A 22,651-nucleotide genomic window follows, 5' to 3' on the forward strand; every position below is an offset into this window, starting at 1 on the left:
CAGTGCGGATGCTGGCGGCGGGGTTGCTCGCCCTGATTGCCGGATGCGCGGCCGCGCCGCCATACCGGCCGCCGGCCATCGACCTGCCTGCCGCCTACAAGGAAGCGGGTGCCAGCCCGGCCCACCCGGGTGGGCCGGACGCGATTGCACCGGACTGGTGGCGCGGCTATGGCGACGACACGCTCGACAGCCTGGAAGGCCGTATCGAGGTGTCGAGCCAGGCCCTGCGCAAGGCCGTTGCACTGCTGCAGGATGCGCGGGCCCAGGCGCGAGCCGCCCGTTCCGCCTACTTTCCGACGGTGACGGCCGGCACGGCATTCAGCAGGAGCCGCGTATCGGAAAACGTAGTCGGGCGATCCCTGGCGGGCAAGACCACCAATGACTACCTGCTCGGCCTGGGCGCGTCATGGGAGCCGGACCTGTTCGGACGGATCGGCGGCACCGTCGATGCCGCCGAGGCCCGCGCCCAGGCCAGCGCGGAAGACGTGGCGGCGGTACGGCTCGGGCTGCAGGCAGAACTGGCCGTCGACTACTTCGGCGTGCGCTCGCTGGACCGCGAGGCCGCATTGCTGCAGCAGACCATCGACGCCTACACCTCCGTGCTCGATCTGGTGACGAACCGCTACCGCGGCGGCATTGCCACGGAAGGCGATGTGGCCCAGGCGCGCGCCCAGCTGGAAAGCACCCGGGCGCAGCTGTCCGATCTGCGCCTGAACCGGACCCAGCTTGAGCACGCCATGGCAACGCTGGTGGGAGAACCCGCCAGCCGCTTCACGCTTGCTCGCGCCGCCGGGGCAGGCAGCCAGGAACTGTTGCCAGCCGTGCCGGCCGCGCTGCCCTCGCAACTGCTCGAGCGCCGGCCGGACATCGCCGCCGCCGAGCGCAGGGTGGCTGCCGCCAACGCGCAGATCGGCGTGGCGCGGGCCGCCTTCTTCCCCAGCCTGATGCTGACGCTGGGCGGCGGGCTGGAAAGCTCCAGCCTGGCCAGCTGGCTGACCGCGCCCAGCCGCTTCTGGGCAATCGGTCCGGCACTGGCCGGCACGCTGCTGGATGGCGGGCGCCGCCAGGCCGGCGAAGACAGCGCCCGTGCGCAGTTCGACGCGAGCGCCGCGGACTACCGCGCTGCGGTGCTGCGCGCGGTGCAGGAGGTGGAGGATGGCTACGCCGCCACCCAGGCGCTGCACGACGAAGCATCGAGCCAGCAGATTGCGTCGCAGGCTTCGGCCAGGGCGCTGGCCATCGGGCTGGACCGCTACCGCAAGGGCGCGGTGGCCTACCTGGACGTCAACATCCTGCAGGCGGCATCGCTGTCCAGCGACCGCGCGCTTGAAAACGTCCATCGGCGCCAGCTTGCCGCGAGCGTGGGTCTGGTCAGGGCGCTCGGTGGCGGCTGGGAGGGCGCAGTTGACATCGGTCAGGCGGCATCGCCGGGCGTACCCCGATAGTGATGAATCCGGCACCACCACAAGAGTAAACTCCGGTCCTTTCCAGGAAAGGCGAAGCCATCCACAAGACGGCATTCGCGGGAGTTGTTCTGATGAGTCTGTTCCGCACCAAGAATATCGACGCCATGCTCGCCGTGGCGCATGACGACGGCCTGAAGAAGGTGCTCGGCCCGATCGATCTTGTCATGATGGGCATCGGCGCCATCATCGGCACCGGCATCTTCGTGCTGACCGGCACCGGCGCGCTGACCGCCGGGCCCGCGCTGACGGTGTCGTTCGTGATCGCCGCCATGGCGTGCGGGTTTGCCGCGCTGTGCTATGCCGAGTTCGCGTCCGCCATTCCCGTATCGGGATCGATCTATACCTACAGCTATGCCACGCTTGGCGAGATCATCGCGTGGATGATCGGCTGGGACCTGCTGCTCGAATACGGGCTGGCCACGTCGGCGGTGTCGGTGGGCTGGTCGGGCTACTTCCAGTCGCTCGTGGCCGGCTTCGGGCTGAAACTGCCGGCGGCGCTCACGGCGGCGCCGGGCGCGGTGCCTGGCGTCGGGACCATGGTGAACCTGCCGGCCATGCTGATCATGCTGGCGATCACGTGGGTGGTCTCGTACGGCGTGAAGGAATCGACGCGGCTGAACAACGTGATGGTGGCGATCAAGATCAGCGTGGTGCTGCTGTTCATTGCCGTGGGCGTGTGGCACGTGAAGCCGGTGAACTGGCAGCCGTTCGCGCCGTTCGGCATGAGCGGCGTGTTCAATGCGGCCGCGCTGGTGTTCTTTGCGTTCATCGGTTTCGACGCCGTGACCTCGGCGGCCGAGGAAGTGCGCAACCCGAGCCGCGACCTGCCCGTCGGCATCATTGGCTCGCTGGCGGTCTGCACGGTGCTGTACGTGGTGGTGGCCGCGATCATGACGGGCATCGTGCCCTTCGCCAAGTTCGCGGGCGTGGACCATCCGGTGTCGCTGGCGCTGCAATTCGCCGGGCAGAACTGGGTCGCGGGCTTTGTCGACCTGGGTGCCATCCTCGGCATGACCACGGTGATCCTGGTGATGACCTACGGCCAGACCCGCATCATCTTCGCGATGTCGCGTGACGGGCTGCTGCCCGAGCGGCTCTCGTCGGTGCACCCCGTGCATGCCACGCCGTACTTCGCCACGTGGACCGTGGGCATCGTGTTCGCCGTGATTGCCGGCTTCGTGCCACTCAATGTGCTGGCCGAGCTGATCAATATCGGCACGCTCGCGGCCTTCACGCTGATCTCGATCGCCGTGCTGGTGCTGCGCCGCACGCGCCCGGACCTGCCGCGCGCGTTCCGTTGCCCTGGCGTGCCCGTGGTGCCGCTGCTGTCCGCGGGCTTCTGCCTGTTCCTGATGGCACACCTGCAGGCACTGACGTGGATGGCATTCCTGGTGTGGCTGGCGATCGGCCTCGCGATCTATTTCCTCTATGCAAGGCGCAACGCCGTGCTGCACAACCACGGCGGCTGAAGCGCAGGCGCCGGCCGTCCCCGCTCAATCCCCGCTTACCCGCGCGAGGCGGCCTCACGCAGGAAGGCCACGGCGCGGGGCTCGTTGACATAGGCGGTGTTGACGCGAATCCATGCCGAGGTTTCGCCGCCCGGCCGGAAGTAGTTGCCCGGCGCCAGCGTCACGCCGAACTGTTCGCCCAGCGTGACCAGCTCGCGCGAATCCTCTACCCCCGGCGGGCGCGCCCACAGGAAATTGCCGCCCGCCGGTTCGCAGAACACCTCCCATCCACATGCCGTCAGCTGCCGCACGGCATTGGCCGATGACTCGCGCACGCGCAGGCGCAGCCGCTCCACATACTTGCGATAGCCGCCGCGCTCCAGCAGCGTGGCGATGACCGCCTCGGCAAAGTGCGAGCCGGCTATGCTGGTCAGTACCTTCACATCCACCAGGTCTTTCACCAGCGCCTTGTCCGCGACCAGGTAGCCGACGCGCAGCGACGCCGACACCGTCTTGGAAAACCCGCTGATGTAGATCACATGTTCCAGCTGGTCCAGTGTCGCGAGCCGGTCGGTGAAATGCGTCTGGAAGTCCGAGAAGATGTCGTCCTCGACAAAGCGGAAGCCGTGCCTGCGGGCCAGTTCCAGCAAACGGAAGGCGACCGGCGGCGCCAGCGTGGAGCCAGTCGGGTTCTGCAGCACGCTGTTGGTGAAGAAGAGCTTCGGCTTGTGCTCGCGCAGCAGCGCTTCCGTGGCATCCGGATCCGGGCCGGAAGGTGTATGCGGCACCCCCACCAGCTGCACGCCATGCAGGCGCAGCAGGCCGAACAGGTTGTAGTAGCCCGGGTCTTCCACGAACACGGTATCGCCAGGCTTGAGCAGGTGCCGCACGACCAGGTCCAGCGCCTGGCTGGCACCGGTGGTGATCAATACCTGCGGCAGCTCCGCCGCGATGCCGAGCTGCCGTACGCGGTGAAGCACCTGCCTGCGCAGCTCGGGGTGGCCCAGCGGCGTGGCGTAGTGGATCACGCTGTCGATCTCGTTGCGCGAGACGGCGCGGACGGCCTGCGTCAGCCCTTCCACGTCGCGCCAGGTCTCGGGCACGAAGCCGCCGGCCAGCTTGAGCGTGCTGCTGGGGTGGTTGAACTGCTCCAGGATGTGGCCGGACAGGTCCTCGGCCAGGCTGGGGTCGGACCAGCCACGCGTTGCCCGGCTGGCGAGCGGGCTCTCCGCCACGTAAAAGCCGGAGCCCTGGCGCGAATCCAGCAGCCCCTGCGACACCAGCCGGTCATAGGCTTCGATCACCGGGAAGCGGCTGATGCCGTGGTTGGTCGCCAGTTGCCGGATCGATGGCAGCCGTGCGCCGGGGCGAGCCTCGCTGGAACTGATCCATGCCTTCACGCCCTGGATGATCTGCTCGGTCAGGGGAATGCCCGTGGAGTGGTCAATGATCAGCTTCATGGTGGTGTCGAACTGTCAGGAAAAACTACTGAACAGTTCATCAAAAACTGTTCGCAACTGTACATGGGATTCTAGTCGCTGATGCGAATAATGGAAGCATGGCGGAGATAGGTGCCGCCGGGCTGACGAGGAGTGGCGACATGCGTGAACTGCGGGTGTTTGAACTGGATGAGCCGGAGCAGCCGGTGAGCCTGCGCGCGGGCTACGGGCAAAGCGTGAAGGTGATCGAGGGCCGGGTATGGGTCACGGTGGAAGGCTGCGTGGCCGACTTCTGGCTGCAGCCGGGCGAGGTCTTTGCGCTGGCCGAGGGCGAGCGCTTCTGGCTGTCGGGCGAGGGCGGCCCGGCGCGCTTTGCCCTGTCCGCGGTGTCGGCACCGCTGTCATGGCGGCGGCTGGCCGCCTGGCTGCGCGTGCTGGCGCACCGCTGGGGCGAGTGGAAGACCGATGCGTTCGGGGAATGCCCGCGCCTGGGCGTGCGGTGATGGCGCCTTCCGCGGAGCGAAGGCCGCCCTTGGGCGGCCTTTTCCATTCTGCAGCTCAGGCTGCGACCGAGTGCCGCTTGATTTCCGCCAGCTTGGCGGCACCGATCTTTTCTTTCGCCATTTCGGTGTCGTAGTAGGTCTGCAGGTTCATCCAGCTTTGCGCATCAGTGCCGAAGAAGGCCGCGAGGCGCACCGCGGTGTCTGCGGTGATCGCGCGTTCGCCCTTGACGATCTCGTTGATGCGACGCGGCGGCACATCGATGGCCTTTGCCAGGGCGTACTGGGATAGGCCGAGCGGTTCGAGCCAATCCGCCTGGAGGATCTCGCCCGGGGTGGCCAGAGGAACTTCGCGAGCCATTGCCTGCTCCTTTCAATGCTTAGTGATAGTCGACAATCTCGACGTCGCTTGCGTTGCCGTCGGCGAACCGGAAGCAGATGCGCCATTGGTCGTTGATCCGTATGCTGAACTGGCCTGCCCGGTCGCCCCTGAGCGCCTCCAGCCGGTTGTTCGGCGGGACGCGGAGGAAGCTCGGACTATCGGCCGCATGGATTTGCTGCAGTTTCCGGATGGCGGCCCGCTCGATGTTCGCGAACCGTGCGACCCGGGTGCCCGCGAAAAGCAGGGCAGTGTCACGGCAATTGAACGACGTGATCATGTGTATGATAACGTATCGCGTTATTAACGCAAGACGTTAATAGAGGCAATGAAGTGATTGGCTTGCCTCGTACGGTAGCTGACTTGCCTTACGTTAACGTTAACGTCATATAATCGACAGGCCTCCGCCGCAACGGGGGCAGTCCGCACGCACGGCCAAGCCGGCATCAGATCGGCGCATCAGGCTGGCAAGCGGCCGCCAGCCAATCACAGCCAGCGGTGGAGACCATGACCGACCTTTCCGATGTGCGCGATGTCCGTCGCGACGCGCCCCAGGCCCAGGGGCGTGGCCCCGTCAACAAGGTGCGTTTCGTCACGGCGGCTGCGCTGTTCGACGGCCACGACGCGTCGATCAACATCATGCGGCGCATCCTGCAATCCCACGGCTGCGAGGTCATCCACCTCGGCCACAACCGCTCGGTCGATGAAGTGGTGACCGCGGCCCTGCAAGAGGACGCGCAGGGCATTGCCATTTCCAGCTACCAGGGCGGCCACGTCGAGTACTTCAAGTACATGGTGGACCTGCTGCGCGAGAAGGGCGGCGCGCAGGTGCAGGTATTCGGCGGCGGTGGCGGCGTGATCGTGCCGGACGAGATCCGCGAGCTGCAGGCCTACGGCGTGGCACGCATCTACAGCCCCGAGGACGGCCAGCGCATGGGCCTGGCCGGCATGATTGCCGACATGGTGCAGCGCTGCGACATCGACCTGAGCCGCTACGCACCGACGACGCTGGACCCGGTGGCTTCCGGCGACCGCCGCGCGCTGGCGCAGCTCATCACCGCGCTGGAGAACGGCAAAGCGGATCCGGCGCTGGTGGCGGACCTGCACGTGCAGGCGGACAAGGCCACGGTGCCCGTGCTCGGCATTACCGGCACCGGCGGCGCAGGCAAGTCGTCGCTGACCGACGAGCTGATCCGCCGCATCCGGCTGGACCAGCGGGATACGCTGCGCATCGCGGTGATCTCGATCGACCCGTCGCGGCGCAAATCCGGCGGCGCGCTGCTCGGCGACCGCATCCGCATGAACGCGATCAACCACCCGAACATCTTCATGCGCTCGCTGGCCACGCGCGAAGCGGGCAGCGAGATCTCGCAGGCGCTCCCCGATGTCATCGCCGCCTGCAAGGTGGCCGGGTTCGATCTTGTCGTGGTCGAGACTTCGGGCATCGGCCAGGGTGATGCGGCCATCGTGCCGCACGCGGACCTGTCGCTCTACGTGATGACGCCGGAGTTCGGCGCCGCGAGCCAGCTCGAGAAGATCGACATGCTCGACTTCGCCGACTTCGTCGCCATCAACAAGTTCGACCGCAAGGGCGCGCAGGATGCGTGGCGCGACGTGGCCAAGCAGGTGCAGCGCAACCGCGAGCAATGGCATGGCAAGCCCGAGGACATGCCCGTGTACGGCACGCAGGCATCGCGCTTCAACGACGACGGCGTGACCATGCTGTACCAGGGGCTGCGCGAGGCGCTGGCCGCAAAGGGACTGAAGTTGCAGGCGGGCACGCTGCCGGCGCTGACCGGCCGCATTTCCACGGGGCAGAACGTCATCGTGCCGCCGCAGCGCAGCCGCTATCTGGCGGAACTGGCCGACACGCTGCGCGGCTATCATCGGCGCGTGGCGGAACAGAGCCGCATTGCGCGCGAGCGCCAGCAACTGCGCGCGTCGAGCCGCATGCTTGCGCAAGCGCAGGGCGAAGGCGTCGCTGCGCTGGACAATCTCGCCGCCGAGCGCGACGCGGCGCTCGGCGCGCTGGAGCGCAAGCTGCTGGCCATGTGGCCGCAGATGCAGCAGGCGTACAGCGGCGACGACTACGTAGTGAAGATCCGCGACAGGGAACTGCGCACGCGGCTCGTGACCACTACGCTGTCGGGCACCAAGGTGCGCAAGGTGGTGCTGCCGCGCTTCGAGGATGATGGCGAGGTGTTGAAGTGGCTGATGCGCGAGAACGTGCCCGGCAGCTTCCCATACACCGCCGGCGTGTTCGCGTTCAAGCGCGAGAACGAAGACCCCACGCGCATGTTTGCCGGCGAAGGCGATGCCTTCCGCACCAACCGGCGCTTCAAGCTGGTGTCGGAAGGCATGGAAGCCAAGCGGCTCTCGACCGCATTCGACTCGGTCACGCTGTATGGCGAAGATCCGCACGTGCGCCCGGACATCTACGGCAAGGTCGGCAATTCCGGCGTGTCGATCGCCACGCTCGACGACATGAAGGTGCTGTATGACGGCTTCGACCTGACCAGCCCGGGCACCTCGGTGTCGATGACGATCAACGGCCCGGCGCCGACCATCCTGGCGATGTTCATGAACACCGCCATCGACCAAAACCTCGACAAGTTCCGCGCGGACAACGGCCGCGAGCCGAGCGCCGACGAAGAGGCCAAGATCCGCGCGTGGGTGCTGCAGAACGTGCGCGGCACGGTGCAGGCCGACATCCTCAAGGAAGACCAGGGCCAGAACACCTGCATCTTCTCGACCGAGTTCTCGCTCAAGGTGATGGGCGACATCGCCGAGTACTTCGTGCACCACCAGGTGCGCAACTTCTACTCGGTGTCGATCTCGGGCTACCACATCGCCGAGGCCGGCGCGAACCCGATCTCGCAGCTCGCCTTCACGCTGGCCAACGGCTTCACCTATGTCGAGGCGTACCTGGCGCGCGGCATGCATATCGACGACTTCGCGCCCAACCTGTCGTTCTTCTTTTCGAACGGCATGGACCCGGAATACAGCGTGCTCGGCCGCGTGGCACGCCGCATCTGGGCGGTGACGATGCGCGACAAGTACGGCGCCAACGAGCGCAGCCAGAAGCTCAAGTACCACATCCAGACCTCGGGCCGCTCGCTGCACGCGCAGGAGATCGACTTCAACGACATCCGCACCACGCTGCAGGCACTGATAGCGATCTACGACAACTGCAACTCGCTCCACACCAACGCGTACGACGAGGCCATCACCACGCCCACCGGCGAATCGGTGCGCCGCGCGCTGGCGATCCAGCTGATCATCAACCGCGAATGGGGCGTGGCCAAATGCGAGAACCCCAACCAGGGCAGCTTTCTGGTCGAGGAGCTGACCGACCTCGTGGAAGAGGCCGTGCTGCAGGAGTTCGAGCGCATTGCCGAGCGCGGCGGCGTGCTCGGCGCGATGGAGACCGGCTACCAGCGCGGCAAGATCCAGGAGGAGTCGCTGTACTACGAGCAGCTCAAGCACGACGGCACGCTGCCCATCATCGGCGTGAACACATTCCGCAATCCGGACGGCGACCCGCTTCCGCAGAAGCTGGAACTGGCGCGCTCCAGCGAAGCCGAGAAGCAGAGCCAGCTCGACCGCCTGGCCGCGTTCCAGCAGGCGCATGCCGACGCGGCGCCCGCCATGCTGCAGCGGCTGCGCCAGGCCGTGATCGACAACCAGAATGTGTTTGCGGTGCTGATGGATGCGGTGCGCGTGTGCTCTCTGGGGCAGATTTCGCACGCGCTGTTCGAGGTCGGAGGCCAGTACCGCCGCAATATGTGAAACAAAAGGCAGGAAAACAGCCCTGAATCCGGGGGCGGCGGGGGGCTGTCACGGCCACGGCCGCCCCCGTGCGTTAAACTCGAAGGCTCCGCCGGATTCCGGAACGACCGCTGCACCCGACCATGAACAGCCAGTACGACACGAACAACGTTTTTGCGAAGATCCTGCGCGGGGAAATTCCGTGCAACAAGGTCTATGAAGATGCCGAAACCATCGCCTTCATGGACATCATGCCGCAATCCGACGGCCATACCCTGGTAGTGCCGAAGGAAGCCGCGGTCAACCTGTTCGACCTGTCCGAAGCCGGCGCCGAGGCCGCGATCCGCACCACGCAGCGCGTCGCGCGCGCGGTGCGCCAGGCGTTCAATCCGGACGGGTTGTCCATCGGCCAGTTCAATGGCGCCGCGGCCGGCCAGACCGTTCCGCACGTGCATTTCCATATCGTGCCGCGCTATTCGGACCAGACGCTGCGCGGCCACGCGCGCGACATGCAGAATCCGGATCTGCTCAAGGCCCACGCGGAGCGCGTCATCGCCGCGCTGCGCGAACAGGCAGCCTGAGCGTCCGCGAAGAACGAATATATAACCAGCAACGAGGAAGAAGAGATGGCAATCAGGACAGTGGGCATCGTGGGTGCCGGCACCATGGGCAACGGCATCGCGCAGGCCTGCGCGGTGGTGGGCCTGGACGTGGTGATGGTGGACATCAGTGACGCAGCGGTGCAGAAGGGCGTTGCCGCCGTTGCCGGCAGCCTGGACCGCCTGATCAAGAAGGACAAGATCAGCGAGGCCGACAAGGCCGCCGCGCTCGCGCGCATCCACGGCTCCACCGCGTATGAAGACCTGAAGAAGGCCGACATCGTGATCGAGGCCGCCACCGAGAACTATGACCTGAAGGTCAAGATCCTCAAGCAGATCGACGGCATCGTCGGCGAGAACGTGATCATCGCCTCGAACACCTCGTCGATCTCGATCACCAAGCTGGCCGCCGTGACCAGCCGTCCCGACCGCTTCATCGGCATGCACTTCTTCAACCCGGTGCCGGTGATGGCGCTGGTGGAACTGATCCGCGGCCTGCAGACCAGCGACGCCGCCCACGCCGACGTCGAGGCGCTGGCCAGGGAACTGGGCAAGTACCCGATCACGGTGAAGAACAGCCCGGGCTTCGTAGTCAACCGCATCCTGTGCCCGATGATCAACGAGGCCTTCTGCGTGCTGGGCGAAGGCCTGGCCTCGCCGGAAGAAATCGACGAAGGCATGAAGCTCGGCTGCAACCACCCGATCGGGCCGCTGGCGCTGGCCGACATGATCGGCCTGGACACCATGCTGGCCGTCATGGAAGTGCTGTACACCGAATTTGCCGATCCGAAGTACCGCCCGGCCATGCTGATGCGCGAGATGGTGGCCGCGGGCTACCTGGGCCGCAAGACCGGCCGTGGCGTGTACGTCTACAGCAAGTAAGACGCCAATGCTCTCCGCGCGGCAGCGCGGTGTGCAGCAATCGCCGGCCGCCAGCGAGGCGGCCGGTTTCTTTTTTGGCGGTGGTCCGGCTTTGCGCCGTGAAAGCCGCTTACATGGCTTTAACTGCCGAAACAATTCCCTGTCGCCGTTTACGCGGCTCTAGCGTTAGAGTGAATCATGCATCGAAGAAACAAGAGGAACCTCATGATCCGCCCCGTTCTTTCTGCCCTGGCGCTCGGCGCATTGTCGCTGGCAGTGGTCAGTCCAGCCATGGCACGTGTTGATGTCGGCGTGAGTATCGGGGTGCCCGCGCCCGTGTATGTGGCTCCGGCCCCGGTCTATGTGGCGCCTCCTCCGCCTCCGCCGGTCTATGTGGCGCCGCCGCCTGTTGTTTACGGGCCGCCGCCCGTGGTCTATGGCCCGGCGCCGGTGGTGGTGGCACCGGCCGTCGTGATCGGCTGGCATGGTGACCGCTATTGGGATGGCCGGCGCTGGTACGGTCGCAACGAGTGGTACGGCCGCGGTCATGGTCATGGTCACGGTGATGGCCACGGCCATCGCCACCACGGTCATGACGACGATTGATGCCGGTGTGATCGCAGGGACAGCTTTTGGTGCCGTTTCAGCTATAACTCTGAAGTGACTCTGAAATGCGGATCCACCACCGGAGACGGCAATGCAAAGATCCTGTCTGGCTGTCCTGCTTCTGACCCTGTCGCTCACTGGCTGTGTCTCGGTCAGTAGCAGCGATCCCAATCCTCCGGCCAACAATGCCGGGGCGAGACCGTCGTCCGGTACTACGGTCACCTGTCCGCAGGGCGGCTGCTACTGACCATCCGGTAGTCTTCGGGGCGTCAGCCCCGCGCCCGCCTGCTCTGCGGCGATCCGCCTGACCTGCATCATGATGTCGTCCGCGAAGACCGCGACCGGAGCCAGTGGCAGCCCGGCGTGGCGCAACGCGTCGGCGGTCCAGGTATTGCACGTGTAGAGCAGGCTGTAGGCGGCTGTCGCCGGCAGGTAGGCGCCGCCTTCATAGGGGCCATCGCCAAGGTGCACGGGGCCATTCTCCCCATCCCGCTGCACAGCGTTGCGCAGGTACGCACGCAATCCTTCCAGTCCGGCCTGGCTGACCGCCAGGCTGACCACATTGCCGGCGCCGAACGCCGCGGCCGGTGGCGCGCGCAGGGCGCTCAGCAGTACCACGCCGCGCCCCGGCACCAGCGCCAGCAGCATGGTGACCACGTCATGCTTGCGCCGTACCACGTAGGAGCGGTCGCCGAAGCCGAAACAGAGATAGCGCACGTCGTCGAACCCGCTGGCCAGGCGGCGGACCTCCGCGTCCGCATCCTCGCTGCGCAGGCAGACATCGGTGTGCCAGTCGCGTGCCACGACGTCGATGCTGGCCGCAACCGGGACGGCGGGCATGCCGGACGGCGCCGGCGGCAGCGGGGCGCATGCGGCTGCCACCATCGCCAGGGTGCAGGTCAGGGTCCGGCTGGCTGAAGGGACGGCTGAAGGGACGGCGGAAGGGACAGCGGAAAGGACGGCGCGGCGCACGTTCAGCGCAACAGGATCAGCCGCGGCACGGCATCGGCACCGCTCCAGACGATGGCGTTCTGGCCGTGCTTGGTGCCGAGCGCGCTGGCGGCGTCGAGCGATATACCGGGAACCAGGAAGCTCGGCTCGCCGGGCCAGCCGTTGTCCGGATGCTGGCCTGTACCCGGGATGGCCGCAAAGCCGAGCCGCGCGAGCTCATCGGCCAGCGCCTGTTGCCGCGCATCGTTGCGCGCGGCATCGCAGGGCTGGCTGAACGGATTCGCCGCCGTGATGAACGCGCTCGATGCCACACGCAGGCGTGCATGCAAGGCGGCCAGCGGTGCGCTGGACTGGTCGATCTTCAGTATCAGCGGCGCGTCGCCATGGACGCAGTATTCGGTCTCGCGATAGGCCCGCAGCGTGGCGTCGTCGATCGCGGTGCGCGCCGGCATGGTGTCACTCGCCGTACTGGCGCAGCCCGTCAAGGTCCAGCACCTGGATCACGCCGTAGTCCACGCGCACCAGGCCCTGCTGTTCGAGCACCTTGAGCGCCTGGTTGGCGCGCTGGCGCGAAATGCCGGCGAGCAGGCCGATCTCTTCCTGCGAGATCTCGAGCGTGTTGCCGATGCCCGGATAGAGATGCTCATTGAACAGCGACGACACCGCACGTGCCACGCGCGAGTCGATGTCGAGCAGGCGCTCGTACTCCACCGCGGCGATGAACTGGCCAAGCCGCTCGTTGAACTGCGTGAGCAGGAAGCGCGTGAACGGCAGGCTGGTATCCAGCAACCACTGAAAAGTCTCGCGCGGCAGGAAGGCGATGGTCGAGCGGCGCAGCGCCATCACGTCGTACTTGCGGATCTCCGACTTGAGCACCGCGCCTTCGCCGAACCAGCCGCCGGTCGGCACGCCGGTGAAGGTGACGGACTTGCCCGACGGCGACACGGTAGTGATCTTGACGATGCCTTCGAGCACGCCCAGCCAGTGCTCGGCCATGTCACCCTTGTGACAGACGTAGTCGCCCTGCGTGTACTCGCGCACGAACATCGCGCGGCGCACGCGTTCACGCTGCTCCGGACTGAGGTCCGCGGCCCATACGCAGCGGTCGACGAAATCGTTCAGCATGGCCTGGAAAGGATCCTGTAGGGATTAACCCGGAATTGTCACCGGCGTGACAACCCGGGGGGAGGGCATCGGCTATCTTACGATCACTACGGAGCCGGCAAGTGCCACAACACAAGGCACGACGGGCTTGATGCGCTGCGGCATGACAGCCGCCAGGCAAAACAGGCCAAGTATAACGACCCGGACCGGCGCTTGACACCGCGCGTGGATCCCCACGGCGGAGGGACAGGAGACAGCCATGCAGGAATCGTCGGCGACGACCTTTCCGCGATTGCTGCTGGAGCACGCCCGGCAACGGCCGGCGCATCCGGCGTATCGCGAAAAGGATCTCGGCATCTGGCAGACATACAGCTGGGCACAGGCAGCGCAGGAGGTCAGGGCGCTGGCATGCGGCCTCGCAGCACTGGGATTCACGCGCGGCATGAACCTGGCGGTGGTGGGCGACAACCGTCCACGCCTGTACTGGGCCATGACCGCGGCCCAGGCGCTTGGCGGCGTGCCGGTGCCGCTGTACCAGGACGCCATTGCCAATGAAATGGTCTACGTGCTCAACGATGCGGAGATCGACTTCGCCATCGTCGAAGACCAGGAGCAGGTGGACAAGCTGCTCGAAGTCGAAGCGCAGCTCGCCGAATCGGGCCGCAGCGTGCGCCACGTCATCTACGAGGATCCGCGCGGCCTGCGCGACTATGACCATCCTTCACTGATGTCGTACGCGCGCCTGCAGGAGATCGGCCGCGAATATGACCAGGCGCATCCCGGCTTTTACGATGAGGCGATTGCCGCGGGCGAGCCCGAAGACACCGCCATCATCCTCTATACGTCGGGCACCACCGGCAAGCCCAAGGGCGTGTGCCACGCGCACCGCGGCCTGATCGGCTCGGCGCAGAACGGGTGCGGCTTCGACGGCCTGACGGCGCAGGACGATGTACTGTCCTACCTGCCGATGGCATGGGTCGGCGACAACCTGTTCTCTTACGCGCAGGCCCTGGTGGCGGGCTTCACCGTGAACTGCCCGGAATCGCGCGAGACCGTCATGACGGACCTGCGCGAGATCGGTCCGACCTACTACTTCGCACCGCCGCGCATCTACGAAGGCCTGCTGACGCAGGTGATGATCCGCATGGAAGACGCGGGCTGGGTCAAGCGCAAGCTGTTCCACTGGGCCATGGACGTGGCGCGCCGCTGCGGCGCCGACATTCTCGACGGCAAGCCCGTGGGCCTCGCCGACCGCCTGCGCTATGCCGCCGGCGAGTTGCTGGTCTACGGCCCGCTGCGCAACGTGCTCGGCATGAGCCGCATCCGCGTGGGCTATACCGCCGGCGAGGCGATCGGCCCGGACCTGTTCCGCTTCTACCGCTCGATCGGCGTGAACCTCAAGCAGTTCTATGGCCAGACCGAAACCTGCGCCTATGTCTGCCTGCAGCCGGACGGGCAGGTCAAGTTCGACTCCGTGGGCCCGGCGGCGCCCGGCATGGAAATCCGCATCGCCGAGAACGGCGAGGTGCTGGTGCGCGGCGTGGGCCTGCTCAAGTCCTACTACAAGCGCGACGACGCCACGCGCGAGGCCATCAACGACGAGGGCTACTTCATGACCGGCGACGCCGGCGTGATCGATGCCGACGGGCATCTCAAGATCATCGACCGCGCCAAGGATGTGGGCAAGCTGGCCGATGGATCGATGTTCGCGCCCAAGTACATCGAGAACAAGCTCAAGTTCTTCCCGTACATCAAGGAAGCCGTGGCCTTCGGCACCGGTCGCGACCAGGTCTGCGCCTTCATCAATATCGACTTCGATGCGGTGGGCAACTGGGCCGAGCGCCGCCACCTGCCGTACGCCGGCTACGTCGACCTGGCAGCCCAGCCCGACGTGATCGCGATGATCGGCGAATGCGTGGACCAGGTGAACGCCGATCTCGCCAACGATGCCATGCTGGCCGGCTCGCAAGTGTCGCGCTTCCTGATCCTGCACAAGGAGCTGGACCCGGACGACGACGAGCTGACGCGCACGCGCAAGGTGCGGCGCGGCTTCATCGCGGAAAAGTACGGCGTGCTGGTCGATGCGCTGTATGCGGGCAAGACCGAGCAGTTCATCGAGACGCGCGTCAAGTTCGAAGACGGACGCGAGGGCAGCGTGTCGGCCACGCTGAAGCTGGTGGATGCCAAACGCCTGCCGCCGTCGGCACGTGCGGCGTGAGCAGGGGAGCAAGAGCATGACGCAAGTGGCCTGGCAAGGATCGGACCGCGCGCCCGCAGGGCAGCGCGGCGGACAACCCGAATGGAACGGCATGGCGCGCACGGATGCGTCGGGAGCCATTCCGGGCGGCGGCGCCATTGCGCCGGCCGGCCCGATGGCGCCCGGCGTGCCGCTGGCCGATGCCGGCCTGCAGACCGGCACGCGGCAGTCGCAGCAGACGCATGAGCAGGCGCGCACCGGCGGCGAGGTGATTCTGGACCTGCAGCACATCTCGCTGTCGTTCGGCGGCGTGAAGGCGCTGACCGATATTTCGTTCGATGTGTGCGAGCACGAGATCCGCGCCATCATCGGCCCCAACGGCGCGGGCAAGAGTTCGATGCTGAACGTCATCAACGGCGTGTACCACCCGCAGCAGGGACGCATCGTGTTCCGCGGCGAAGAGCGCCGCCAGATGCACCCGACCGCCGCCGCGCGCCAGGGCATTGCGCGCACGTTCCAGAACATCGCGCTGTTCAAGGGCATGACCGTGCTCGACAACATCATGACCGGCCGCAACACGCAGTTCCGCACCGGCATCCTCGCCCACGCGCTGTGGTGGGGCCCGGCGCGCAATGAAGAGATGCGGCACCGGCAGAAGGTCGAGGAGGTGATCGATTTCCTCGAGATCCAGTCGATCCGCAAGACGCCGGTCGGGCGCCTGCCGTACGGCCTGCAGAAGCGCGTGGAGCTGGCGCGCGCGCTCGCGGCCGAGCCGTCGATGCTGCTGCTGGACGAACCGATGGCCGGCATGAACGTGGAAGAGAAGCAGGACATGTGCCGCTTCATCCTGGACGTGAACCGGCAGTTCGGCACCACTATCGTGCTGATCGAGCACGACATGGGCGTGGTGATGGATATCTCGGACCGCGTGGTGGTGCTGGACTACGGCAAGAAGATCGGCGACGGCACGCCGGAAGAGGTCAAGGCCAATCCGGACGTGATCAAGGCCTACCTGGGCACGTCGCACTGAGCCCGCGTACGGCTCTCCATTCAACCGAATCCACCGGAACGCAGCCATGACGTTCTTTATTGAAATCCTGCTCGGCGGCCTGCTGTCGGGCCTGATGTACTCGCTGGTGGCGCTGGGCTTCGTGCTGATCTACAAGGCCTCGGGCGTGTTCAACTTTGCGCAGGGCGCGATGGTCTACTTCGCCGCGCTGGCCGTGGTGGGCCTGATGGACAAGGGCCTGCCGATGTGGGCCGCCGTGATCGGCGCCTTCGTCGTGATGATCCTGGTCGGCATGAGCACCGAGCGCTTCGTGCTGCGCAAGCTGGTCAACCAGCCGCCCATCACGCTGTTCATGGCCACCATCGGCCTGTCGTTCTTCCTGGAGGGCCTGGGGCCGCTGCTGTTCGGCAATGAAGTGCGTCCGATCAACCTCGGCATCGTCGACGAGCCGATCGAGTCGATCCTCACCAACTTCAATATCGTCCTCTCCAAGTTCGACATCGCGGCGGCGGCGATTGCCGGCGTGCTGGTCGGTTCGCTCGCGCTGTTCTTCCAGTACACCAAGGTGGGCCGCGCCCTGCGCGCGGTGGCCGACGACCACCAGGCCGCGCTGTCGCTGGGCATTCCGCTGCAGCACATCTGGGCGATCGTGTGGGGCGTGGCGGGCTTCGTCGCGCTGGTGGCCGGCATGCTGTGGGGCTCGCGCAATGGCGTGCAGTTCGCGCTGACGCTGACCGCGCTGAAGGCGCTGCCGGTGCTGATCCTTGGCGGCTTCACTTCGGTGCCGGGCGCCATCGTCGGCGGGCTGATCATCGGTGCCTCGGAGAAGCTCGCCGAGATCTACATCCCCCCGGTGTTCCAGTCGGCGTTCGGCGGCAACTTCGGCGGTATCGAAGGCTGGTTCCCGTATGTGTTCGCGCTGCTGTTCCTGCTGGTCAGGCCCGAAGGCCTGTTCGGCGAGAAGCATATCGACCGCGTCTGAACCGACTTCGCTCCAGGAGACTTTCCATGTTCTATCGTGAAGCCGGCCAGTTCAAGACGAGCTACGTCGCCGACAGCCAGATCTTCCCCATCCGCCAGGACCGCATCGGCTTTGCGGTGCTGATGGCGGTCGCCTTCCTGGTGATTCCGTTCGTTGGCTCGGAATACTGGTTCTCGGCCATCCTGATCCCGTTCCTGATCTTCGCGCTTGCGGCGCTGGGCCTGAACATCCTGACCGGCTACGCCGGGCAGCTTTCACTGGGCACGGCGGCCTTCATGGCGGTGGGCGCCTACGCGGCCTACAACTTCCAGCTGCGCGTGGAAGGCATGCCGGTGCTGCTGACGTTCATCCTTGCGGGCCTGTCCGCCGCGATGGTGGGCGTGGCGTTCGGCCTGCCGTCGCTGCGAATCAAGGGCTTCTACCTGGCGGTGGCCACGCTCGCCGCGCAGTTCTTCGTGGTGTGGGCGCTGACCAAGTTCCCCTGGTTCTCCAACAACAGTTCGTCGGGCGTGATCACGGCGCAGCGGCTGGACCTGTTCGGCATCGCCATCGACACGCCGGTGAAGAAGTACCTGTTCGTGCTGGCGCTCGTCACGGTGCTGGCGTTCATCGCCAAGAACCTGGTGCGCTCGGCCACCGGCCGTGCGTGGATGTCGGTGCGCGACATGGACGTGGCGGCCGAGGTGATCGGCATTCCGCTGATGCGCACCAAGCTGCTGGCCTTTGCTGTCAGCTCGTTCTACTGCGGCGTGGCCGGCGCGCTGTACGCGTTCTGCTACCTGGGCTCGGTGGAGCCCGACGGCTTCTCGCTGGACCTGTCGTTCCGCGTGCTGTTCATGATCATCATCGGCGGCGTGGGCAGCATCCTGGGCTCGTTCCTGGGCGCGGCGTTCATCCTGCTGCTGCCGATCTTCCTGGACAACGTGCTGCCGCCGCTGGCATCGCTGCTGCACCTGCCGTTCACGAATGCCACGGTGTCGCATATCCAGCTCATGGTGTTCGGCGGGCTGATCATCTTCTTCCTGATCGTGGAGCCGCACGGGCTGGCGCGGCTGTGGCAGATCGCCAAGGAGAAGCTGAGGCTGTGGCCGTTCCCGCACTGACCGTATTCCCTGCTGCATTCCCTGCTTTCCGACGTAGCGTTCCATCAAACGGGTACCCCATAACAAACGCACCTGCCAAGGTGAAGGAGACTGTCATGACAACCCTGATTCGCAATGTGCAGCGTGCCGTGCTGGCCGCGAGCGCCGCGGCCGCGCTGATGGCGCCGGCCGCAACGGCGCTGGCGCAGACCAACGAACAGTTCGTGGCACTGCCGAGCTACCGCGTCGGCCCGTATGGCGCCAACGGGCAGTCCTGGTATGGCGGCTTCGTCGACTACCTGAACTACGTCAACCTGAAGGACGGTGGCGTCAATGGCGTCAAGCTGAGCTGGGAAGAGTGCGAGACGGAATACAACAACGCCAAGGGTGTGGAGTGCTATGAGCGCCTGAAGGCGAAGAACGCCACCACCAAGGGAACCGCCTATCACTCGATGTCGACGGGCATCTCGTACGCGCTGGTCGACAAGACCGCCGCCGACAAGGTGCCGCTGGTGATGATGGGCTACGGCCGCACCGATGCGGTGGATGGCTCGGTGTTCCCCTATGCCTTCCCGCTGGTGACGACCTACCAGATGCAGGTGTCGGCCATCGTGAAGTACCTGGCGACCAAGAATGGCGGCTCGCTCGCCGGCAAGAAGATCGTCTACCTGTACCACGACTCGGCCTATGGCAAGGAGCCGATCGTCGCGCTGCAGGCTGAAGCCAGGCTCGGCAAGTTCAACCTGGTGGAGATCCCGGTGGCGCACCCGGGCAACGAGCAAGGCGCGCAGTGGCTGAAGATCCGCCAGGAGAACCCTGACTACGTGATCTTCTGGGGCTGGGGCGTGATGAACCAGACCGCGCTGAAGGCGGCGCAGAAGGTGGGCTTCCCGCGTGACAAGATGATCGGCTCGTGGTGGGCAGGCTCGGAAGAGGACACCGTGCCGGCCGGCGAAGCCGCCAAGGGCTATATGAGCGCCACCTGGAACGTGGCGGGCCGCGGCGTGCCGCTGATCGCCGATATCGACAAGGTGGTGTACGGCCCGGGCAAGGGCAATATGCAGGACAAGAACAAGGTCGGCTCGGTGCTCTACAACCGCGGCGTTTCCGCGGCCGTGGTGACGGTTGAAGCCGTCCGCGTGGCGCAGGAGAAGTTCGGCAAGGGCAAGCCGATGAGCGGCGACCAGATGCGCTGGGCCTTCGAGAACCTGAACCTGACCAACGCGCGCCTGCAGCAGCTTGGAGCGACCGGCTTGCTGCCGGAGATCAAGACCAGCTGCGAGAACCATGAAGGTTCGGGCAAGGTGAAGATCCAGCAGTGGGACGGCACCAAGTGGGTGGTCGTGTCCGACTGGATCGAAGGCAACAAGAACCTGATCCACCCGCTGTTCAAGGCGACCGCGGCGCAGTACGCGAAGGAGAAGGGGATCACGCCGGGGTGCATGAAGTCGTGATGCTGAACGCATCCTGACGGTTGCCTCCTCTCCCCCGAGGGAGGGGAGGCAACCAGATGGAACGCGAAGTCCCGAGTTATCGCAACGCCAATACGAGCCGTACCATGACCCTCCTCTGCGTCAACAACATCGAAGTCATCTACGATCACGTGATCCTGGTGCTCAAGGGCGTGTCGCTCGAAGTGCCGGAGGGCAAGATCGTGGCCCTGCTGGGGGCCAACGGCGCGGGCAAGACCACCACGCTCAAGGCCATCTCCAACCTGCTGCACGCGGAGCGCGGCGATGTCACCAAGGGCTCGGTCGAATACCGCGGCGACCGCGTCGACCAGCTCACACCGAACGACCTCGTCAGGCGCGGCGTGATCCAGGTGATGGAGGGCCGGCACTGCTTTGCCCACCTCACCATCGAGGAAAACCTGCTGACAGGCGCCTATACGCGCGGCCTGTCGCGTGGCGAGACGCGGGACGAGCTGGAAAAGATCTACGACTACTTCCCGCGCCTGAAGACGCGCCGCAAGTCGCAGGCGGGCTACACCTCGGGCGGCGAGCAGCAGATGTGCGCGATCGGCCGGGCCATGATGGCCAAGCCCGCCATGATCCTGCTGGACGAACCGTCGATGGGCCTGGCGCCGCAGATCGTCGAGGAGATCTTCGAGATCGTGCGCGACCTGAACACGCGCGAGAAGGTGAGCTTCCTGCTGGCCGAGCAGAACACCATGGTGGCGCTGCGCTATGCCGACTACGGCTACATCCTGGAGAACGGCCGCGTGGTGATGGATGGCGACGCCGAGTCGCTGCGCACCAACGAGGACGTCAAGGAGTTCTACCTTGGCGTGGCCGCCAACGACGCCGACGGCGCGGCGCGCAAGTCGTTCCGGGACGTGAAGAGCTACCGCAGGCGTAAACGCTGGCTCGCCTGAGAAGGGCGCATAGACCTGCTGCGCGAACCGTATCGGGCCCTGCGATGCTCGCCGTACCGATGTACGGCTGCGCTTCTCGGACCCGCTACGGCCCGCTCGCGACGGTCTCTGCATCCTTCTCGGATGCGCCTGACCATGAAAACAGACACTTGCCACTCACGGCAACCCTGACCATGCCCGAATACTTCGATTCGCTCGAAACCCGTGCGCCGGAAATCCGCGAGCAGGCGCTGCTCGCCGCGCTCTCGCGCCAGGTCGCCCATGCCAGGACGCACGCGCCATACTTTGCCGAGGCGCTGCGCGACGTGGACCCGGCCGCGCTGACGTCGCGCGACGCGCTGGCCGCATTGCCGGTGACGCGCAAGTCGGACCTGAGCGCGCGGCAGAAGGCCATGCCGCCGCTGGGCGGACTCAATGCCACGCCGATCGGCGGCCTGCGCCATATCTTCCAGTCGCCGGGCCCGATCCACGAACCGGACGGCCACGATGCCGACTGGTGGCGCATCGCGCGCGCCATGTTCGCGGCCGGCTTCCGCTCGGGCGAGCTGGTCTACAACACCTTCTCCTACCACTTCACGCCGGCCGGCATGATGATGGAAACCGGCGCGCACAAGCTGGGCTGCTGCGTGTTCCCGGCAGGCGTCGGACAGACCGAGTCGCAGGTACAGGCGCTGGCCAGCCTGCAGCCATCCGCCTACGCGGGCACGCCGTCCTTCCTGAAGCTGCTGCTGGAACGCGGCGCGGAAATGGGCACGCCCTGCCGCAGCCTGTCCAAGGCGCTGGTCTCGGGCGAGGCGCTGCCGCCTTCGCTGCGCGGCTGGTTCCAGGAGCGCGGCATCCGCGTGCAGCAGATGTACGGCACGGCCGATGTCGGCCTGATCGCCTATGAAACCGAAGGCGGCGACGGCTGGGTGGTGGACGAAGGCGTGCTGGTCGAGATCGTCGAGCCGGGCGGCACGCGGCCGATGTCGGAAGGCGAGACCGGCGAGGTGGTGGTCACGGTGCTCGGCAACGGGGACTATCCGCTGATCCGCTTCGGCACCGGCGACCTGTCGGCCATCGTCGCGGATTCCTCGCACCGCGCCAGCCCGTGCGGGCGCACCAATATCCGCCTCAAGGGCTGGCTGGGGCGCGCGGACCAGACTACCAAGGTCAAGGGCATGTTCGTGCATCCGGGCCAGGTGGCCGACGTACTGCGCCGCCATCCGGAGATCCGTGCCGCGCGGCTGGTCGTGAGCGGCACCATGGGCGCCGACGTGATGACGCTGCATTGCGATGCCGCGCGCGACGATGATGGCTTGCGCCAGGCCGTGGCGGAGTCGCTGCGCGAAGTGATGCGCCTGCGCGGCGAGGTGGCCTTCGTGGCGTCGGGGTCGCTGCCGCAGGACGGCAAGGTGATCGAGGACGCGCGCCGCTACGACTAGCGGATCAATTGCCGTGCCCGCCCGGTGCCCGGGTGGGCAGGCGCAGCATCCAGATGCTCACCGCCGCCGCGCACGCAATCAGCGCGGCAGACGCCAGCGGCCGGCCGCGCATGAACCAGGCCGTGGCCCCCATCGACGTCCACATCATCACGAGTGCCAGGCACTTCGCGCGCAGCGGGATGCTGTGATGGCGCTGCCAGTCGCTGACCAGCGGGCCGAAGCGCGGATGCTCGAGCAGCCAGCCGTGGAAGCGTTCCGAGCCGCGCGCGAAGCAGCCCGCCGCGAGCAGCACGAACGGCGTGGTCGGCAGCACCGGCAGGAAGATGCCGATGATGCCGAGCAGAAGACTGGTCGCCCCCAGTGTCACCCACAGCGCGCGCAGCAGCCGCTGCCGGCGGCTGAGTTCGACCGTGGCGGCAGGTTCGGAAGTGTCGCGCTGCAGGGATGTCAATGGCGGCAAGC

At 66.3% G+C, this 22,651-nt stretch carries 21 protein-coding genes; 14 read left to right on the forward strand and 7 right to left on the reverse strand.

The window, feature by feature from the left end:
- The first annotated feature begins 8 nt into the window (after positions 1 to 8).
- On the forward strand, positions 9 to 1,445 hold the full coding sequence (locus KHO22_RS10130; RefSeq protein ID WP_230426833.1) for an efflux transporter outer membrane subunit: 1,437 nt from the start codon (positions 9 to 11) through the stop codon (positions 1,443 to 1,445).
- 92 nt (positions 1,446 to 1,537) lie between these two features.
- Positions 1,538 to 2,935, forward strand: coding sequence for a branched-chain amino acid transporter BcaP (locus tag KHO22_RS10135; RefSeq protein ID WP_211947001.1), 1,398 nt, complete (start codon positions 1,538 to 1,540; stop codon positions 2,933 to 2,935).
- Positions 2,936 to 2,970: 35 nt separating this feature from the next.
- Here the strand turns inward: KHO22_RS10135 and KHO22_RS10140 are convergent, their stop codons facing one another.
- Complete coding sequence (locus KHO22_RS10140) at positions 2,971 to 4,374, reverse strand: aminotransferase-like domain-containing protein (RefSeq protein ID WP_211947002.1); 1,404 nt, start codon at positions 4,372 to 4,374, stop codon at positions 2,971 to 2,973.
- A 140-nt stretch (positions 4,375 to 4,514) separates the two neighbouring features.
- On the opposite strand from KHO22_RS10140, the gene KHO22_RS10145 reads away from it, so the two are divergent.
- Positions 4,515 to 4,856, forward strand: a complete 342-nt coding sequence (locus KHO22_RS10145) for a DUF2917 domain-containing protein (protein WP_211947003.1) — start codon at positions 4,515 to 4,517, stop codon at positions 4,854 to 4,856.
- A gap of 55 nt (positions 4,857 to 4,911) precedes the next feature.
- On the opposite strand, the gene KHO22_RS10150 is transcribed toward KHO22_RS10145, so the two are convergent.
- Both KHO22_RS10150 and KHO22_RS10155 read right to left on the reverse strand, forming a co-directional pair.
- Positions 4,912 to 5,214 (reverse strand): HigA family addiction module antitoxin, encoded by a 303-nt coding sequence (locus KHO22_RS10150; protein ID WP_211947004.1) that lies wholly within the window; start codon positions 5,212 to 5,214, stop codon positions 4,912 to 4,914.
- A 19-nt stretch (positions 5,215 to 5,233) separates the two neighbouring features.
- Positions 5,234 to 5,512, reverse strand: coding sequence for a type II toxin-antitoxin system RelE/ParE family toxin (locus KHO22_RS10155; protein ID WP_211947005.1), 279 nt, complete (start codon positions 5,510 to 5,512; stop codon positions 5,234 to 5,236).
- 227 nt (positions 5,513 to 5,739) lie between these two features.
- Between KHO22_RS10155 and icmF the strand changes: the two genes are divergently transcribed.
- From icmF to KHO22_RS10175, 4 genes are all read left to right on the forward strand, one after another.
- Positions 5,740 to 9,021, forward strand: a complete 3,282-nt coding sequence (icmF, locus tag KHO22_RS10160; protein WP_211947006.1) for a fused isobutyryl-CoA mutase/GTPase IcmF — start codon at positions 5,740 to 5,742, stop codon at positions 9,019 to 9,021.
- A gap of 122 nt (positions 9,022 to 9,143) precedes the next feature.
- Complete coding sequence (locus KHO22_RS10165; RefSeq protein WP_211947007.1) at positions 9,144 to 9,581, forward strand: HIT family protein; 438 nt, start codon at positions 9,144 to 9,146, stop codon at positions 9,579 to 9,581.
- A 45-nt stretch (positions 9,582 to 9,626) separates the two neighbouring features.
- Entirely contained in the window at positions 9,627 to 10,481 is an 855-nt protein-coding gene (locus tag KHO22_RS10170; protein ID WP_211947008.1) for a 3-hydroxybutyryl-CoA dehydrogenase, read from the forward strand.
- Positions 10,482 to 10,685: 204 nt separating this feature from the next.
- Positions 10,686 to 11,066: a hypothetical protein gene (locus tag KHO22_RS10175; protein WP_211947009.1), complete on the forward strand. Its 381-nt coding sequence runs from the start codon at positions 10,686 to 10,688 to the stop codon at positions 11,064 to 11,066.
- A gap of 240 nt (positions 11,067 to 11,306) precedes the next feature.
- On the opposite strand, the gene KHO22_RS10180 is transcribed toward KHO22_RS10175, so the two are convergent.
- From KHO22_RS10180 to KHO22_RS10190, 3 genes are all read right to left on the reverse strand, one after another.
- Positions 11,307 to 11,906, reverse strand: coding sequence for a DUF2459 domain-containing protein (locus KHO22_RS10180; RefSeq protein WP_230426820.1), 600 nt, complete (start codon positions 11,904 to 11,906; stop codon positions 11,307 to 11,309).
- A gap of 134 nt (positions 11,907 to 12,040) precedes the next feature.
- Positions 12,041 to 12,469, reverse strand: coding sequence for a DUF3293 domain-containing protein (locus KHO22_RS10185; RefSeq protein WP_211947011.1), 429 nt, complete (start codon positions 12,467 to 12,469; stop codon positions 12,041 to 12,043).
- A gap of 4 nt (positions 12,470 to 12,473) precedes the next feature.
- Positions 12,474 to 13,142 (reverse strand): Crp/Fnr family transcriptional regulator, encoded by a 669-nt coding sequence (locus tag KHO22_RS10190; protein ID WP_211947012.1) that lies wholly within the window; start codon positions 13,140 to 13,142, stop codon positions 12,474 to 12,476.
- 238 nt (positions 13,143 to 13,380) lie between these two features.
- Between KHO22_RS10190 and KHO22_RS10195 the strand changes: the two genes are divergently transcribed.
- From KHO22_RS10195 to KHO22_RS10225, 7 genes are all read left to right on the forward strand, one after another.
- Entirely contained in the window at positions 13,381 to 15,339 is a 1,959-nt protein-coding gene (locus tag KHO22_RS10195; RefSeq protein ID WP_211947013.1) for an AMP-dependent synthetase/ligase, read from the forward strand.
- A gap of 16 nt (positions 15,340 to 15,355) precedes the next feature.
- Positions 15,356 to 16,348: an ABC transporter ATP-binding protein gene (locus KHO22_RS10200; RefSeq protein ID WP_211947014.1), complete on the forward strand. Its 993-nt coding sequence runs from the start codon at positions 15,356 to 15,358 to the stop codon at positions 16,346 to 16,348.
- 46 nt (positions 16,349 to 16,394) lie between these two features.
- On the forward strand, positions 16,395 to 17,309 hold the full coding sequence (locus KHO22_RS10205; RefSeq protein ID WP_211947015.1) for a branched-chain amino acid ABC transporter permease: 915 nt from the start codon (positions 16,395 to 16,397) through the stop codon (positions 17,307 to 17,309).
- Between the two features lie 26 nt (positions 17,310 to 17,335).
- The gene (locus KHO22_RS10210) at positions 17,336 to 18,412 is read left to right on the forward strand and encodes a branched-chain amino acid ABC transporter permease (protein ID WP_211947016.1); all 1,077 of its coding nucleotides are present in this window, start codon (positions 17,336 to 17,338) and stop codon (positions 18,410 to 18,412) included.
- Between the two features lie 95 nt (positions 18,413 to 18,507).
- Positions 18,508 to 19,845 (forward strand): ABC transporter substrate-binding protein, encoded by a 1,338-nt coding sequence (locus KHO22_RS10215; RefSeq protein WP_211947017.1) that lies wholly within the window; start codon positions 18,508 to 18,510, stop codon positions 19,843 to 19,845.
- A 104-nt stretch (positions 19,846 to 19,949) separates the two neighbouring features.
- Positions 19,950 to 20,765 carry an ABC transporter ATP-binding protein gene (locus tag KHO22_RS10220; RefSeq protein WP_211947018.1) on the forward strand — a complete coding sequence of 272 codons (816 nt, stop codon included), beginning with the start codon at positions 19,950 to 19,952 and terminating at the stop codon, positions 20,763 to 20,765.
- Between the two features lie 173 nt (positions 20,766 to 20,938).
- Positions 20,939 to 22,189, forward strand: coding sequence for a phenylacetate--CoA ligase family protein (locus tag KHO22_RS10225; RefSeq protein WP_211947146.1), 1,251 nt, complete (start codon positions 20,939 to 20,941; stop codon positions 22,187 to 22,189).
- 4 nt (positions 22,190 to 22,193) lie between these two features.
- Here the strand turns inward: KHO22_RS10225 and KHO22_RS10230 are convergent, their stop codons facing one another.
- Entirely contained in the window at positions 22,194 to 22,631 is a 438-nt protein-coding gene (locus KHO22_RS10230; protein WP_420839587.1) for a YbaN family protein, read from the reverse strand.
- Positions 22,632 to 22,651: the final 20 nt, after the last annotated feature.

Source organism: Cupriavidus yeoncheonensis (genome assembly GCF_905397275.1).
GTDB lineage: Bacteria > Pseudomonadota > Gammaproteobacteria > Burkholderiales > Burkholderiaceae > Cupriavidus > Cupriavidus yeoncheonensis.

What these genes read in the sequence shown, in the direction of transcription:
- KHO22_RS10220 (WP_211947018.1), top strand. Translation starts at nt 19,950, where the DNA reads ATGACCCTCCTCTGCGTCAACAACATCGAAGTCATCTACGATCACGTG.
- KHO22_RS10180 (WP_230426820.1), bottom strand. Translation starts at nt 11,906, where the DNA reads ATGCCCGCCGTCCCGGTTGCGGCCAGCATCGACGTCGTGGCACGCGAC.
- KHO22_RS10195 (WP_211947013.1), top strand. Translation starts at nt 13,381, where the DNA reads ATGCAGGAATCGTCGGCGACGACCTTTCCGCGATTGCTGCTGGAGCAC.
- KHO22_RS10200 (WP_211947014.1), top strand. Translation starts at nt 15,356, where the DNA reads ATGACGCAAGTGGCCTGGCAAGGATCGGACCGCGCGCCCGCAGGGCAG.
- KHO22_RS10185 (WP_211947011.1), bottom strand. Translation starts at nt 12,469, where the DNA reads ATGCCGGCGCGCACCGCGATCGACGACGCCACGCTGCGGGCCTATCGC.
- KHO22_RS10150 (WP_211947004.1), bottom strand. Translation starts at nt 5,214, where the DNA reads ATGGCTCGCGAAGTTCCTCTGGCCACCCCGGGCGAGATCCTCCAGGCG.
- KHO22_RS10165 (WP_211947007.1), top strand. Translation starts at nt 9,144, where the DNA reads ATGAACAGCCAGTACGACACGAACAACGTTTTTGCGAAGATCCTGCGC.
- KHO22_RS10170 (WP_211947008.1), top strand. Translation starts at nt 9,627, where the DNA reads ATGGCAATCAGGACAGTGGGCATCGTGGGTGCCGGCACCATGGGCAAC.
- icmF (WP_211947006.1), top strand. Translation starts at nt 5,740, where the DNA reads ATGACCGACCTTTCCGATGTGCGCGATGTCCGTCGCGACGCGCCCCAG.
- KHO22_RS10190 (WP_211947012.1), bottom strand. Translation starts at nt 13,142, where the DNA reads ATGCTGAACGATTTCGTCGACCGCTGCGTATGGGCCGCGGACCTCAGT.
- KHO22_RS10145 (WP_211947003.1), top strand. Translation starts at nt 4,515, where the DNA reads ATGCGTGAACTGCGGGTGTTTGAACTGGATGAGCCGGAGCAGCCGGTG.
- KHO22_RS10155 (WP_211947005.1), bottom strand. Translation starts at nt 5,512, where the DNA reads ATGATCACGTCGTTCAATTGCCGTGACACTGCCCTGCTTTTCGCGGGC.
- KHO22_RS10130 (WP_230426833.1), top strand. Translation starts at nt 9, where the DNA reads ATGCTGGCGGCGGGGTTGCTCGCCCTGATTGCCGGATGCGCGGCCGCG.
- KHO22_RS10215 (WP_211947017.1), top strand. Translation starts at nt 18,508, where the DNA reads ATGACAACCCTGATTCGCAATGTGCAGCGTGCCGTGCTGGCCGCGAGC.
- KHO22_RS10225 (WP_211947146.1), top strand. Translation starts at nt 20,939, where the DNA reads ATGCCCGAATACTTCGATTCGCTCGAAACCCGTGCGCCGGAAATCCGC.
- KHO22_RS10140 (WP_211947002.1), bottom strand. Translation starts at nt 4,374, where the DNA reads ATGAAGCTGATCATTGACCACTCCACGGGCATTCCCCTGACCGAGCAG.
- KHO22_RS10210 (WP_211947016.1), top strand. Translation starts at nt 17,336, where the DNA reads ATGTTCTATCGTGAAGCCGGCCAGTTCAAGACGAGCTACGTCGCCGAC.
- KHO22_RS10135 (WP_211947001.1), top strand. Translation starts at nt 1,538, where the DNA reads ATGAGTCTGTTCCGCACCAAGAATATCGACGCCATGCTCGCCGTGGCG.
- KHO22_RS10175 (WP_211947009.1), top strand. Translation starts at nt 10,686, where the DNA reads ATGATCCGCCCCGTTCTTTCTGCCCTGGCGCTCGGCGCATTGTCGCTG.
- KHO22_RS10205 (WP_211947015.1), top strand. Translation starts at nt 16,395, where the DNA reads ATGACGTTCTTTATTGAAATCCTGCTCGGCGGCCTGCTGTCGGGCCTG.